Raw genomic sequence first — 14,516 nt, 5'->3', positions numbered from 1 at the left:
GGGGTCGGTGGTGGCCGGCCGGCGGACCTGAGGAGGCGGCGGATGCGTCGTACGGTGTTCAACGAGGATCACGAGGCGTTCCGGGAGACCATCCGCGACTTCATCGCCGCCGAGGTCGTCCCCGTCTACGACGAGTGGATGCAGGCCGGACAGGCCCCCCGCGACTTCTACAAGAAACTCGGCGAGCTGGGCGTCTTCGGCATCGAGGTCCCCGAGGAGTACGGCGGCGCCGGCGAGACCAGCTTCAAGTTCAACGCCGTCATCACCGAGGAGTGCGCCCGGGCCGGCGTCAGCTTCGGCGGCTCCGGCGTGCACACCGCGCTCTGCCTCCCGTACTTCCTCAAGTACGCCACCGAGGAGCAGAAGCGGCGCTGGCTGCCGCCCTTCGTCTCCGGCGACATGATGACCGCCATCGCCATGACCGAGCCCGGCACCGGCTCCGACCTGGCCGGCATGAAGACCACCGCGAAGCTCTCCGCGGACGGCACCCACTACGTCCTCAACGGCGCCAAGACTTTCATCACCGGCGGCGTCCTCGCCGACCGCGTGATCGTCTGCGCCCGTACGGCGCCGCCCACCCCCGAGGACCGCCGCGGCGGCATCACCCTCCTGGTCGTCGACACCACCTCCGAGGGCTACGCCGTCGGCCGCAAGCTGGAAAAGCTCGGCCTCAAGAGCTCCGACACCGCCGAACTGTCCTTCACCGACGTCAAGGTGCCCGTGGAAGACCGCCTCGGCGAGGAGGGCAAGGCGTTCTCCTACCTTGGCCAGAACCTCCCGCAGGAACGTCTCGGCATCGCCATCGGCGCCTACGCCCAGGCAGCCGCCGCCGTCCGGTTCGCCAAGGAGTACGTCCAGGAGCGCGAGGTCTTCGGCAAGTCCGTCGCCTCCTTCCAGAACACCAAGTTCGTCCTCGCGGACTGCAAGTCCGAGGTGGACGCCATGCAGGCCGTCGTGGACCGCGCCCTGGAGGCCCACGACGCGGGCGAACTGACCGCCGCCGACGCCGCCTCCGCCAAGCTCTTCACCACCGAGCGCGCCGCCGTCGTCATTGACAAGTGCCTTCAGCTGCACGGCGGCTACGGCTACATGCAGGAGTACCCGATCTCCCGCCTGTACGCCGACACCCGCGTCACCCGCATCTACGGCGGCACCAGCGAGGTCATGCGCTCGATCGTCGCCAAGTCCATGGGGCTGTGAGGCCCGGCAGCCGGCCCCCGCGCCCCGCCCGAGTGAAAGCCGTACGCGCGTGAACGACGCCCTCACCGCCCTGCTCGAACAGCTCGACCTGGAGCCCATCGAGCAGGACATCTTCCGCGGCACCAGCCGCCCGTCCGTCGTCCCCCGGGTCTTCGGCGGCCAGGTCGCCGCCCAGGCCCTGGTCGCCGCCGGGCGCACGGTCCCCGACGACCGCCCCCCGCACTCCCTGCACGCCTACTTCCTGCGCCCCGGCGACCCCGGCGCGCCCATCGTCTACACCGTCGACCGCATCCGGGACGGCCGGTCCTTCACCACCCGCCGCGTCGTCGCTGTCCAGCACGGCCAGCCGATCTTCCACCTCTCCGCCTCCTTCCAGGTGTACGAGGAGGGCATGGAGCACCAGGAGCCGATGCCGTCCGCACCGGACCCGCTGACCCTGCCGACCGCCGCCGAGATGCTGCCCCGCTACGCCGACCGCTTCCGCGAACCGGGCGTCGCGCAGCGCCTCCTGGAGGCGCGGGCCGCCGTCGACCTGCGCTACGTGGACGCACCGCCGTTCGGCACCGCGGGCGAGCCGCGCGAACCGCGCTCCCAGGTCTGGTTCCGTACGCACGGCAAGCTGGACGGCGACATCGACCAGCCGCTGCTGCACATCTGCCTGGTCACCTACGTCTCCGACATGACCCTGCTGGACTCGGTGCTGCTCGCGCACGGGCGCGGCGGGTGGGCGGTCGGCGACGTGGTCGGCGCGAGCCTGGACCACGCCATGTGGTTCCACCGGCCGTTCCGCGCCGACGACTGGCTGCTGTACGACCAGGAGTCACCCACCGCGCAGGGCGGGCGGGGACTGGGCAAGGGCCGGATCTTCACGGCGGACGGGCGGCTGGCGGTGTCGGTGATCCAGGAGGGGGTCATCCGGGTGCCGCGGGGGTGAGGGGCGTCACGGAGGCGAGCGTTGTCACGGAGGCGAGTGTTGTCTCGGGGACGAGGGGGCGCGGCACGTGGTGCGTTCCACGTGCCGCCCACCGGACCGTTCAGCCCAGCAGCCCCGCCGCGCCCAGCAGGTACGCCGTCAGCGGGTCGTAGTACCGCGGGCTCAGAACGTGATCGTCCAGCGGAATGGTCACCTGCAACGTGCCCTCCGCCTCGCCGACGAACAGCGCCGGGTCGTTGCAGTCCGCGAACCCGATGGCGTCCAGACCACGCTGGCCCGCGCACCCGGCCCAGCCGTGATCGGCCATGACCAGATCGGGCAGCGCCTCGCCCGCCCGCTCCAGCCCGTCCAGTACGGCGGTCATCGGCGCGGGGGAGTGGGTGTGCCACAGCGTCGCGCCGCGCTCCAGCATCGCCACGTCGGCGAACTGGAACACCACACCCTCGTCCGCCCGCAACCCGTCCGGCACGACGACGATGTCGCAGCCCTGGGCGCGCAGCGCCTCGGCGGTGGCCCGGTGCACGTCCAGCAGCCCGCCCGGGTGCCCGGTCGCGAACAGCACGCGTTCGCGCCCGGCGGCGGCCTTGCGCAGCCGGGCGGCGGCGCGCTCCAGGGCGTCCACCGTCAGCTCGGGATCGATGGTGTCCTGGCCCATCCGGTGACGGGTGTCGTCAATGACGCCGCACCGCTCGGCCATCACGGCGAGCACGTCCTGCTCGTCGGTCCAGCGGTCACCGAGTTCGAGTCCGAGCCAGTAGTGACGGTCTCCGTTGGCCAGCTTTCGGTAGTGGTCGAGGTTGTTCTCGCGGGGAGTGGCGACCTCACCGGCGATCCGGGTCCGTACGAGATGGTCGACGAGTTCGGTGCGGCTGGGAACAGGCGGCAGTATCGGCATGAGGTCATTGTCCCTTGAAGCACCGCCTCATGGACGGGATGTCCATCGGCCGGCGCCACATCACCACAAATGTCCATGGGCACCTCGGGCCCCGCTGCCTACGCTCCCCCCATGACCACCGCACCCGCCGCTTCCGGCGCCTCCCAGGCCCCCACGGACCCCGTCGGCCCCGTCGACTCCTCCCGCGTCCCCCGCTACGCGGGCCCGGCGACCTTCGCCCGGCTGCCCCGCCTCGACCAGGTGGGCACGGCCGACGTCGCGGTGGTCGGTGTCCCCTTCGACACCGGCGTCTCCTACCGCCCCGGCGCCCGCTTCGGCGGCAACGCCATCCGCGAGGCGTCGCGCCTGCTGCGCCCGTACAACCCGGCCCAGGACGCGTCCCCCTTCGCGCTCGCGCAGGTCGCCGACGCCGGCGACATAGCCGCCAACCCCTTCAACATCAACGAGGCCGTCGAGACCATCGAGGCCGCCGCCGACGACCTCCTGGACACCGGCGCCCGCCTGATGACACTGGGCGGCGACCACACCATCGCGCTGCCCCTGCTGCGCTCGATGGCCAAGAAGCACGGCCCGGTCGCGCTGCTCCACTTCGACGCGCACCTGGACACCTGGGACACCTACTTCGGCGCCGAGTACACCCACGGCACCCCGTTCCGCCGCGCCGTCGAGGAAGGCATCCTCGACACCTCCGCCCTCTCCCACGTCGGCACCCGCGGCCCCCTCTACGGCAAGAAGGACCTCGACGACGACGAGAAGATGGGCTTCGGCATCGTCACCTCGGCGGACGTCATGCGCCGCGGCGTCGACGAGGTCGCCGACCAGCTCCGCCAGCGCATCGGCGACCGCCCGCTGTACATCTCCATCGACATCGACGTCCTGGACCCGGCCCACGCCCCCGGCACCGGCACCCCGGAGGCCGGCGGCCTGACCTCCCGGGAACTCCTGGAGATCCTGCGCGGCCTGGCCGGCTGCAACCTCGTCTCCGCCGACCTCGTGGAGGTGGCCCCCGCCTACGACCACGCCGAGATGACGTCGGTGGCGGCTTCCCACACGGCGTACGAACTGACGACGATCATGTCGCGGCAGATCGCGGCGTCGAAGGGCTGAGTTCTGCTGCGCGGCTCCGGCGCGTCGCGAGGCGCGCCGGGGCGGGGCCGGCCGGGGCGGTGCCGGGGCTGGACGGGTCGGGTCGGGTCGGGTTACAGCGTGTCCGGCCGGTAGAACTTCCGGTACAGCGCGATGGCGTCCGACGGCGGCCGGAGCGGCACGCTGCTGATCTCCCCGGTGTCCTTGGCCACGACCACGCACGTCCCGCCCGGGTTCCGCGGCGGGCGGCGCCGGCCGTCCGGCGTGGTCTTCGGCCGGGGCGGCAGCTTCGCGTACACGAGATATCCGATGTCGAACTCGTGCACCCGCAGCGGGGCGGGCGTGCCGTCGGGCCATACGGGGGCGTACTCCGTACGGGCGATCGCCAGCGCTTCGTCGGCGTTCGCCGGCACCGGTCGGTCGGCGCCGGGAGATCCGGTGTCGGGCATGGGCTTCCTCTGGTTCCTGATTCCTGGTTCTCGATTTCCGGGCGTCCGGCTCACGGTGTCCGGCCTATGACGTCCGGCTTACGGCGTCCGGCTTACGGCGTCGGGCTCACGGCGTCCGGCGTCCGGTGGTGCCTACGGCTCCAGCCCCGGCTCGTTGAGCAGCGTGTCCCAGACCTCCCCGGCGGCGGCCGCCGGATCGATCCCGGCGAGCCACGCCTCCAGTTCCGCCCGGGCTTCGCGCTCGTCCTCGGTGAGCGACGCGGACAGCATGAAACGGTGCCAGCGCATCAGGCACACCAGGGCGACGAACTGCGGCAGGGAACTCGCTGCCAGCTGCTCCTCCACATTGACGGACACGCACCGGACGCGTCCGGTCGCGCCGTCCAACAGCAGGTCCCCGCCGAGAAGTTCGCCCAACCGGTAGTACGGCCCCGGCCGCCCGGAATCCGCTGCCTCCTGATCCGGTAGCTCCTGCTCCGAAACCTCCAGATCCGAAACCTCCAGGCCCGAAACCTCCAGGCCCGAAAGCTCCCGAATCCCTTCGGTACGCAGTCGCCGGGTGTCGAGCGTGAGCATCTCCGTCAACGGCATCCCGCGCCCGACGAGCCAACGGGCCGCATCCGTACCCCGCAGCCCCTCCGGCAGCTCCGACTCGGACGGGCGGAGCAGGCAGTCCGCGCCGAACACCGCGGCGAGGAATTCCGCGGACGGGTCCCTGAAGGCGTCGGCGAGCGGACGCGGCGCGACCGAGCGGGCGTAGACGTCCAAGAGGGGCGCCGCGTACCAGGGGGACGTTTCCCCCGCCGTGTCCTCGGCCGGGTCGTCCGACAAGAACTCCACGGCGAAGACACCACGGCGGCCGCCGAGCACCGCGAGGTTCCCGACCCGTACCCCCTCCGAGACGTCCCTCGGGCAGCGCGGCATGAAGGCCGTCCCGGTCGTATGCGGGGCGGGGCGCCAGCCGCGGGAAGTGTTGACCATGGGCCGGACGGTCGAGTCCGATGCCTCGTCCCCGGCGCCGTCCGGCTCGCTCTGCCGCTGCCCCGAGCGCAGGGACCATGTCCACGTACTTTCCAGGTCGTCGCTGGAAGCCCGGACCGTCCGCTCCGTAGCGGTGAGTCCGCTGATGCCGGACGGACGGAGCAGAGTGCCCGCTCCGTAGACGGCATCGGCATCCCCTTCGTGGAACACCCCCATCGGACGCAGATCGCTCCACCGCGTTCGCCACCGCATCTCTACCCCCGAAGCCAGCACGGCGTCCGCGCCCGCCCCGTCCCCTCGGGCGGTCGCGAAGTGATGCAGCCAGGAGGCCCATTCGCTCTGCCGCATCGGCTCCATGGCGAACCGTTCGACGAAGCACAGGTCCGCGGCGACGGTGTCCGGCGGGACGTCCTTGCCGAAGGCGGCGCGTACGGCCTCCATCACCGCGGCGGGGGACAGGCACGTGAGGAGCCGGCGGTCCTCCGCCATCTCCCGCAGGCGTCCGGAGGCCGCGGCATGGCCGGGTACGGCCTGGGCGGCGTACCGCGCCAGGGCATCACCACCGGCCCAGCCTCCCGGGTACGGCCGCGACGCAAGCCGTTCCCCGAGCAGTTCCGCGGCCCGTACGTGCGCCGCGACAGCCTCCGGCCCGGACGGACGCAGTGCACGGGCCACGCCTTCGTGGACGAACGCCACGCCGCCGCCCGTGGCCGGGTCGTCCGGCACCCACCGCAAGGTGCCGGTGTGCTGCGGCAGAAGCGCTTCGAGCGCTTCCGGAGCACTGCGCTCGCCGTCCACCCCCATGCTTTCGCAGAGCACGCTCCAGGCGTCGAGAGGCACCACCGGAATTTCTCCCAGGGTCAATGCGCGGATTTCGGCGGGCCATTCCTCGGGCGTGGGAAGGGAAATGCCGGATTCCATACGGATGAGGTGGGGTGACGTACCGCTTCCCGCCCCACCGCGAGGCTCTGCTGTTTCCATGACGACGTGTACCTTCGCCCGTCGTGCTCTGCCCAACCGGGAAACGGCTCGCGAAATACGTCCCGGCTCGTCGGTGGTCCGGAGCGTCCCCGCCCTCTGCACGTTCGCGAGCAGCACGGTATGGCTGCCGCGGGCCCGCTTCACCAGGACATCGAGACTCTCCGTGCCGGCCTTGTGCTCACGCTGCACCCCGCACGCGTCCAGCATACGGAGGACCACGTCGTCGGCGCGCAGTCCGGCACAGTCGATCGTCACGGCCTCGGGCACCTCCTGCCGGACCAGCTCCAGGACCCGGCTCTTTCCGGAACCGGGCGGGCCGGCCACCCGGACCACTCCGCTCCCGCGGCCGAACGCCGAAAGCGTTTCCAGAACCCGGTCGGCCGCGGTGACATGGGCTTCCTCGTCATGTCCGTCGGTCATGGTCACACCCTACTGGATTGTGGAATTGCGATGGTTGTCAAGCATTTCGACCGAGAAGGCGCCCGTTCCTGCATCAGTTTTCCGATCCTGACTCCGACGCATTCGCCTGCTGGGCGTCGCGCAATTCGAGCCAGATCTCGCCGACGATGTTGAGATGGTCCTGGATTTCCTGGTCGACCATGCGCTTGATGTCCGCCTTGGTCATGTTCTGCGGTTCGTCGGAATCCGGGTCAGGAACCCAGGCGCCGCTGCGGTACGTGGTCGCGTAGTGCACCGTGGTCCCGTCGGAGTGCCGTACCAAGTAGGGGGAGCACTCCGCGTGTCCGGCGCCCTTGACGGTTCCGCAGGGCTCGCGCTCGGTGAACATGGCGTGGATCTGGATGTGCTGGTCGGGGTCGCCGCCCCGGGCCTCGTTCAGCCGCTTCACGTATCCCACGAGGTGCGGCTCGGAATGCGCGGTGCTCACACCCTTCTCACCCGGCGGAATCGAACTGTCGACGATGTAGTTCGTCTTCCCGGAAACCGGGTCGTAGACCTCGACGACGGCGTAGTTGCGGCCGGTGAAGTCCGGCCGCGTGGTGGTGGCTCCGTCCCCGCCGGCCGCCTCCTTCAGCTCGGAACGGTCCCGTCCCTCGTCCATGAGCGTCTGGAAAAGGTGATCACGTACGTTGCGGGAGAAGTCCTTCCCGTCCATGAACGTCGCCTTGCGATGTTGCTTTACACCACGGGAGAGCGACTCCTCCGCGGCTTTCGCGTCATTGCTCTGCCGCTTCTTGTCACGGGGCAGCGGCGTTTCACGGTCCGGATCGTCCTCCCACTTGTACGGGCGGTCCACCGGGAAAGGCGAGACCCCGACGGCGTGACTCTCGTGGAAGGAAAGGCTCAGGCGCGCGAGAATCGAGACGACCGCACCCCGTTGACCGGCATCCAGGTCCGCGAAGCCGTCGAGCCGGTCACCGAGCTCGTCCGAACTCAGGGTGAATCGGGGCGGTTCATTCGCCGAGCCGTTCCCGTTCCCGTCCCCGCCGTCCGGTGATCCGTCGGGATCGGTGGCCGGCTCGCCCTGCTCGGGCGTCAGATGCCGGATGAGATCTTCGACGCTGCCGTCGGCCACCCAGTCGCGTACCCGGTCATAAACGGTGTCCATGTCCGTCTCGTAGACGTCCAGGTTCTCGCGCAGCTCTTGCTGGCCCTTGTCCGGCAGGACCCGGACATTGTCGGGGAGATGGTCGGGCGACTGCCCGTCCGGCATACCGGATTCCCGATACTTGCTCTTGGGCCCGTCGCCCTTCTCTTCGCCCTTCCCCTCGCCCTTCTCTCCGTCCTTCTCTTCGCCCTTCCCTCCGTTCGTCTGGGCGCTCTGACCCTGATGGCTCGTGCCGTCGGTCCCTGCCGGGTTTCCGGGCGGGCGCCGCCCCGGAGTAATGGGAGAAACGTCGCGCCGGGTGCCCGGATCGCCGTTTCCGGCGGGAGGCGTCACGGGTACGGGCTTGCGGTTCGCGTCGAGCGGGATGGCGAAGACGCCGTGATCACCGCTGTGCAGGGGCGCGTCACCACGGCGGCCCGTCTGGGCGTCGATGTAGGTGATCGCGCCGTTGTGGTTGACGACATTCCACGCGTGCGCGCGGCCGTCCGCGCCCTGCGTGACGATGACGGCCTGGGAGCCGTGACCGGAGCGCCGGAGGGTGTCCGCCAGGCCGTCGAACGCCTGGCGACCGTTGCCGTAGTCAGTGAAACGGGCACCGAGCGCGCTCTCCAGCCGGTCCCGGCCACCCGCTTCGCCGCGGTCGGACGGCACCCCGCCGGGGGTGAGGTCGGGAGTACGGGCGCCGGCGACGGTGGCCGTACCGGCATACGTGTCGGCCGTGGACAGCGCCACGTCGACACAGTTGTTGCTGCGGCCCGGCGCATCCGCCCCGGGTTGGTTGATGTAGTCGGTCCAGTTCCCCTCGTTCGGATCGGGGTGGCGCTGCGGGACACCCTCCGGCGTACGGGGGACGGCCGATTCGAGGATGCGCTGATGCTCGGGGTCGGGATCGAGGATGCCGCCGGGGTCCGTACGGGGGCGGGACTCCGCCGCGGGGCGGGGGCCGGCCGGGTCTCCGTAGGAGGCGTCGCCACCGCCGGTGCCGTCGGTGTAGTTGCCGGAGGCGTCGCTGTCCGGGGCCGGAGCCTCGGCTTCCGCCGGGGGATACAGCGGCCGGGCATCGGCGTCCAGCGGAATGTGCCAGACCTCGCCCACGTCCGCGGTGTTGATGGGACGGCTCATCACCTCACGGGACTGGGTGTCCACCCAGACGACGGTCCCGTTGTAGTTGACGGCGTTGAAGAGATGGGAGGAGCCGGGCTCGCCGTCCTCGTCGAGGTAGCCGACCCAGACGACGGCCGCGGCGCCGTGCCCGGCGTTGCGGAGATCCTCGGCGACCCGCTCGTACGACTGGGCGTCGTCCCCCGCGTGCTGGAACTCCGCGCCCAGCCAGCGCTCGACGTTGCTCTCCCCGTCCCGCTCCCCGAATCCGCCGTCCTCCATCCGGGGCGCGGACACCTGCGGGTTGCCGTACCAGGTCTCCAGGAAGGACCGGCTGCAGTCGGCACAGTTGTCGTCCCGGCCCGGCTCGGTGATACCGCCGTCGTTCTGGAGATCGGACCACTCACCGTACGGATCGGGGAACCGCTGGAAGGTGCCGTCCTCCGCCAGCGGAACCGCGTCCTCCAGGGCCTGTTGGTCGCGCGGGTCCGGGGGGAGGAGCCCGCCCTCGCCGTCCCGGAGCTCGTTGCGGAGATCGTCGAGAGACGGTGCGTAGTAGGTGTCGTCAGGGGGGTCGGAGGCGTACGGATCATTGGATACGTACGCGTTGTGGTCATGGGAAGGATCGGGCTCGGGATCGGGCTCGGAGCCGGGCTTGGGGCCGCCGGGCTCGGGGCCGGACTCGGCTCCGGGGTCGCTGGGCGCCGGGGAGCTCCCTATCCGGTCGGCGGGTTCGGGTTCGGGTTTGGGTTCGGGCTCGGTTTCGGGCGTACCGGTTGGGTTCGGGGAGTTCGGCTGCTGATTCTGAGGGCTCGGCTGTTGGGCCTGGGTCTGGTCCTGGGCCTGGGTCTGGGCCTGGGTCTGGGTCTGGGCCTGGTTCTGGACTTGGGCGGGGACGTACGGGGTGCGGTTGGCGTCAAGGGTGAGGTGCCAGACGCCGTCGGCCGCGGTGTTGATGGGCTGCGTGCTGATCTCGCCGGTCTGACTGTCGACCCATACGACGTGCCCGTTGTGGTTGACGGCGTTGAAGACGTGTGCGCCGCCGCCCGACCCGTCCGGGTTCTTGGGCCAGGTGACGAGGACGGCGGCCGCTGCGCCGTGCCCGGCCTGGCGCAGTTCGTCGGCGACGTTGGCGTACGCGTCCTGCGAGTTCGGGCCGGAATGACGGAATTGGGTGCCGGCCCACTGCTCGATGTTGCGGGTGCCGTCCCGTTCGCCGGAGGCCCGGTCGATCCCGCCCTGGCCGTCAGGGTCGTAGGTACGGACCGCGGAGACCTGCGGGTTGCCGTACCAGGACTCCATGAAGGAACGGGTGCAGTCGGCACAGTTGTTGGAACGCCCGAGGACGGTGGGGCCGCCGTCGTTCTGGTACTGGGCCCACGGCTGGAACGGGTCGTTGAACGCGCGCGGGCTGCCGTCCGGGTTACGCGGGAAGTTCGCTTCCAGGGCCTGCTGGTCTTGCGGGTACGGCGAGTACAGACCGCTCGGCGCGTGGTTCAGGCTGGCGCGGACGTGCTGGATGCTCGGGCGGCTGGGGTCTTGGGCGACGGGAGGCTGGTGTGGGGGCTGCTGAGGCGTTGGTGGGGGTTGAGTGGGTTGAGGCGGCTGGTTCTGGTGCTGGTTCTGGTTCTGGTTCTGTGACTGTGGTGTCTGCTGCGGTGGTTGGTGCTGGGAGGAGGCCTGGTGGGGCGCCTCAGCCCGGTGGGGGCGAGTGGGTCCGTCGAGGCGTCGGTTGTAGGCGGGACGCTCGGGGTCGCGCTGCTGGCTGATGTCGCGGATGACCTGCGAGCCGTCAGGACGACGGTTGGTGCGGGAGGGGGGAGTGGTGCTGGGGGTGGCGTTGGGAGGAGCGGTGGTGGCGCCTTGTGTGGGGACGGTGGGCGCGCCCATGACCGGGCCAGGGGGCGGGGCGGTGTTCTGCTGTGGTTGTTGCGTCTGCTGTGTTGTAGATGGCGTACTGGTGCTGGTGGGGTCCGTGCTGTGCTGGGTGGGCGGCGGTGCGGTCATGGTGGCGGCCGACTGGGTGGAGACGGAGGTGTCGTTCCCGTCCACCGTCGGCATGGGGTCGCCAGGAGCCGGGTCGCGGTGCTGGATCGGCTGGCCGGAGGACGGTGAGTGCTGAACGGGGGCGCCCTGCGGGGGAGCGCTTACGTGGGGAGCGGACGTACGGCCGTTACTGCCGTTGCCAGAGTTGTCCGACGTACCGTTACTGCTGCTGTCACCGGCGTTGTTGCTGGGCGGGTTGCCCGCCATCGGCTCGTGGGCGGACGTGTGCTGCTGCTGGGGAGCGGCAGCGGACGCTTCCGGGGACGGGCCGGGTGCCGGCTGGGTGGTGAAGCTGTTGGGGTTGTTGTCCGGATGGGGGCGGGCCGCGTCCGGGGTGGTGTCCGGGGCGGGCTGGGTGGTGATGTTGTTGTCGGGGTTGCCGGGGTTGTCGGGGTTGTCGTGCGGGTCTGGGCGCGCCGCCTCCGGGGTGCGGTCCGGTGCCGGCTGGGTGCTGACGGCCTCGTGAGGGGTGTTGTGGTCGGCGGCCGGCGTGTTCTGCCCGTCCGGACTGCCGGTGTGGGCGCTGCCGTACGGATTGTGATCGTTTCCGCCCTGGAATCCGGCGTCGAAGGGCGACCGCTGGTCCGGGGGCGGCAGGGGCTGTGCCCGGGGAGCGTCGCGATCGCCGTCCGGCCCGGGGGCGGAACTGTCGGACGCGAAGGAAGGCGTACGGCCGGACCCCGTATCCGTACCGGCGGTCGAATCACCCGGACGAGGCGTGTGGGACGAACCCCCGCCCCCGTCGGAGGGGGAGTCGCCAGCCCTACCCCCGCCAGTGTGCGCCCCGGACCCGCCGTTGCTGCCGGAACTACCCGTATCGGTACCACCCGTGCCCGAGCTACCCGTACCGGAACTATCCGTACCCGAGCTACCCGTACCGGCCCCGCCCCCGCCACCGGAGCGGCCACTTCCATCACCGGGCCCGGCCTCACCTCCGGCCCCCGCCCCGGCCCCGGGCCCGGCTGCGCCTCCGGCCCCCGCCCCAGACCTTCCGCCACCTCTGCCACCTCCGCCGGCGCCCTCCGATCCACCGTCTCCCGAAGGTGAGCCGCCGTCTCCCGCGCCGTCACCGTGGCCGGCGGCGGAGTCCAGGCCGTGGCGGGCGCGGTGTCCGGCGCGGTGTCCGGCGCCGTCGCGCAGGCTCTCGCCGAGGGTTTCGCCGGTGTTCTTCAGGGCGTCCTTGCCGGCGGAGATGCCTTCCTTGGCGGTGCGCTTGAGGTCGTATCCGTTCTGGGCGCCGAAGTTCTGGTTGACGGTCTGGGCGATCAGATCGGAGGCCATGGCCTCCAGGGCGGAGATGACCGGCTCCTTGGCGGCCTCCGCGATCGCGTCCAGCAGTTGCTTGGCCACCTCCTTGAGGATGCGGCGGACGATCTCGCGGGTGGCCAGCGTGCCGGCCGCGGCGCCGATCTCGGACAGGCCCAGCGTGAAGGGCGCCGCTACCTGGGCCGCGATGATCTCCGCCGCCAAGATCACCAACTGGGCGATGACCGCCACCTTCATACCGATGACCAGCGCCGCGGCGGCCTCCAGGGTGAAGGCGATGACTTCGGCGGCCTGGCGGGCGTCGTCGAAATAGCCCGAGCCGGCCCCGAACTTCTCCCAGGCCTTGCTGAACCCCTCGACAGCGTCTCCGGCGTTCGCCGCGAGCACGTTGCTCGCGGCGGTGTGGCCGCGCGTCTGGTGGGTGGTGACCTCGGACGCGAACTGCCGCCACACCTGGGCGCATTCGATCAGCTTGTCCTCGTCGGCGGTCGGCCAGTTGAAGCCGAGCATGTCCAGGACCCATTCCAGTGAGTCCGGCAGCATGAGAGACAAGGCGGAGCTCCCCCGTGAAAGTACGTGTACGGCGCGCCGGGGATCGGCGGCGGCTGCTGTGCGGCGGTGTCGGTGGTGGTGGGTGGCGGTGGACGGTCGGCCGGTGAAAGTGACGGCGGTTGCGCGGTGGCCTGCACACGCTCAGGATCGGCAGGCAACCAGGAGCCCCCAGGGCTCCCGCACCGGCGCTGCGTGTGCGGGGCCGGCCGGACGCTGCGTACGGCCTGGAGCGACGAACGCCAAGAATCGACTGTCTGCGGGATAATCGATCATTCACCTGAGGCAACGAGCGGCTTGAAGATGGCACCGGCTCCGATCAGCCGCCGGCCCCGAACTCATCGCCGCGCGAACCCGCCGCCCCGGCTCAACGGCGCGCCCCTCGGTTCAGTGATGCGCGGGCCCGTCCAGCCGTGCGCTGACCTTCGGGGCGGCGAGCGGGTCCGACCAGCCCTGCTCGTTCGGTACGTGCTGCTTGATCAGCGAGTCACTGAAGTCCTCGCCCTCCGCGTAGTGCTTGGACATGGAGCTCAGCGCCTTGCCGATTTCTTCGAGCTTTGACGACAGGTGGCCCATCGACTCGTACATACCGTCGCGTACGCCCTCGTAGACGACACCGAACTTCTCGCCGATCTCGTCGTCGCCCCACGGTGGCGCCCCGGCCTTGCTGTCGAACGTGGTCAGCCCGCTGACGAACTGCTCACCGAACGACTTTTCCGGCTCTTTCTGGCTGCCGCCCGCCGGCGGTGTCCCGGGCGGTCCGGCGCCCAGCGCACTCAACCCGTCCATCAGCCGCTTGACCGAGCTCTGGAAATCCTCGCCCAGCTTGACGAAGTTGGTGCCCTCCGTCTTCAGCGACTCCACCTCGGTCTGGAATCCGCCAGCTCCCACAACGCCCCCGTGTTGTCCGTGCCGTCACCTGATGCACAAAGAGATGTTCATGCCAAAGTCTAGATGTTGCCAACCCTCGGGACGAGAGTGGACATCGGTGCGACGCTGAGGTGCCACCGGCGCAACTCACACTCCCGGGTCAACCGCCCGGACGTCTCAAGTGGTCCCGTATCAGGACGTACTGGGCCGGTACCAGCGGTGGTAGATCTTCACCGCTTCCTCCGGCGGATGGTTCGGCAGGTGGGTCACATCGCCGTTGACCTTGGAGATCACCACATTGCTGCCGCCGGGGTCGGCCGGTGGCGCCTGCGGGTCCGCCGGAGCCGGCCAGCTCGCGCGTACCAGGTAGCCGACGTCGAATTCGTGGACGAAAAGGCCGGACGGTTCGCCGGGCGAGCCGACTTCAGGGAAGTAGCGGCGGCTGATTTCCATCGCTTCCTCGGGCGTCGTCGGCACCGGTCGTGGTCCGTCGTCCGCCGTACCCGGGTGCGGCGGGGGCGGAGGCGGCGGAGGAAGGGGAGGTGTGGGCGGCTGGCCGGAAACATGGCCCGGGATGTCGGACTCTGCCAT

Annotated in this window: 9 protein-coding genes; 3 read left to right on the top strand and 6 right to left on the bottom strand. The window is 70.5% G+C overall.

Going from position 1 to position 14,516, the window contains the following annotated elements; translation table 11 throughout:
- Positions 1–42: 42 nt before the first annotated feature.
- Positions 43–1,200, top strand: a complete 1,158-nt coding sequence (locus JXZ78_RS05605; RefSeq protein ID WP_030018899.1) for an acyl-CoA dehydrogenase family protein — start codon at positions 43–45, stop codon at positions 1,198–1,200.
- A gap of 49 nt (positions 1,201–1,249) precedes the next feature.
- The gene (locus JXZ78_RS05600) at positions 1,250–2,134 is read left to right on the top strand and encodes an acyl-CoA thioesterase (RefSeq protein ID WP_030018900.1); all 885 of its coding nucleotides are present in this window, start codon (positions 1,250–1,252) and stop codon (positions 2,132–2,134) included.
- A gap of 100 nt (positions 2,135–2,234) precedes the next feature.
- Here JXZ78_RS05600 and JXZ78_RS05595 read toward each other — a convergent pair whose 3' ends face one another.
- Positions 2,235–3,029, bottom strand: coding sequence for a phosphatase (locus JXZ78_RS05595; protein WP_030018901.1), 795 nt, complete (start codon positions 3,027–3,029; stop codon positions 2,235–2,237).
- 111 nt (positions 3,030–3,140) lie between these two features.
- Here JXZ78_RS05595 and speB point away from each other — a divergent pair, with 111 nt between their 5' ends.
- Entirely contained in the window at positions 3,141–4,136 is a 996-nt protein-coding gene (speB, locus tag JXZ78_RS05590) for an agmatinase (protein WP_030018902.1), read from the top strand.
- A gap of 92 nt (positions 4,137–4,228) precedes the next feature.
- Here speB and JXZ78_RS05585 read toward each other — a convergent pair whose 3' ends face one another.
- The 5 genes from JXZ78_RS05585 to JXZ78_RS05565 all read right to left on the bottom strand — a co-directional run bounded on the left by JXZ78_RS05585 (position 4,229) and on the right by JXZ78_RS05565 (position 14,378).
- A complete protein-coding gene (locus JXZ78_RS05585) occupies positions 4,229–4,564 on the bottom strand; it encodes an SUKH-4 family immunity protein (protein ID WP_030018903.1) in 336 nt (111 codons plus the stop codon).
- A gap of 132 nt (positions 4,565–4,696) precedes the next feature.
- Positions 4,697–6,946: an SUKH-4 family immunity protein gene (locus JXZ78_RS05580; RefSeq protein ID WP_030018905.1), complete on the bottom strand. Its 2,250-nt coding sequence runs from the start codon at positions 6,944–6,946 to the stop codon at positions 4,697–4,699.
- Positions 6,947–7,019: 73 nt separating this feature from the next.
- Positions 7,020–13,049, bottom strand: coding sequence for a toxin glutamine deamidase domain-containing protein (locus JXZ78_RS05575; protein WP_033037324.1), 6,030 nt, complete (start codon positions 13,047–13,049; stop codon positions 7,020–7,022).
- A gap of 393 nt (positions 13,050–13,442) precedes the next feature.
- Positions 13,443–13,946, bottom strand: a complete 504-nt coding sequence (locus JXZ78_RS05570; RefSeq protein WP_238782685.1) for a hypothetical protein — start codon at positions 13,944–13,946, stop codon at positions 13,443–13,445.
- Positions 13,947–14,117: 171 nt separating this feature from the next.
- A complete protein-coding gene (locus tag JXZ78_RS05565; protein WP_063726045.1) occupies positions 14,118–14,378 on the bottom strand; it encodes an SUKH-4 family immunity protein in 261 nt (86 codons plus the stop codon).
- Between the last annotated feature and the right edge of the window lie 138 nt (positions 14,379–14,516).

The organism is Streptomyces monomycini, from assembly GCF_022271435.1.
GTDB classification, from domain to species: domain Bacteria; phylum Actinomycetota; class Actinomycetes; order Streptomycetales; family Streptomycetaceae; genus Streptomyces; species Streptomyces monomycini.
This window is presented reverse-complemented; position numbering and strand designations above follow the sequence as displayed.

Excerpts from the sequence above, each read along its gene's own strand:
- JXZ78_RS05605 (WP_030018899.1), top strand. The coding sequence starts at position 43 with ATGCGTCGTACGGTGTTCAACGAGGATCACGAGGCGTTCCGGGAGACC.
- JXZ78_RS05595 (WP_030018901.1), bottom strand. The coding sequence starts at position 3,029 with ATGCCGATACTGCCGCCTGTTCCCAGCCGCACCGAACTCGTCGACCAT.
- speB (WP_030018902.1), top strand. The coding sequence starts at position 3,141 with ATGACCACCGCACCCGCCGCTTCCGGCGCCTCCCAGGCCCCCACGGAC.
- JXZ78_RS05585 (WP_030018903.1), bottom strand. The coding sequence starts at position 4,564 with ATGCCCGACACCGGATCTCCCGGCGCCGACCGACCGGTGCCGGCGAAC.
- JXZ78_RS05580 (WP_030018905.1), bottom strand. The coding sequence starts at position 6,946 with ATGACCGACGGACATGACGAGGAAGCCCATGTCACCGCGGCCGACCGG.
- JXZ78_RS05575 (WP_033037324.1), bottom strand. The coding sequence starts at position 13,049 with ATGCTGCCGGACTCACTGGAATGGGTCCTGGACATGCTCGGCTTCAAC.
- JXZ78_RS05565 (WP_063726045.1), bottom strand. The coding sequence starts at position 14,378 with ATGGAAATCAGCCGCCGCTACTTCCCTGAAGTCGGCTCGCCCGGCGAA.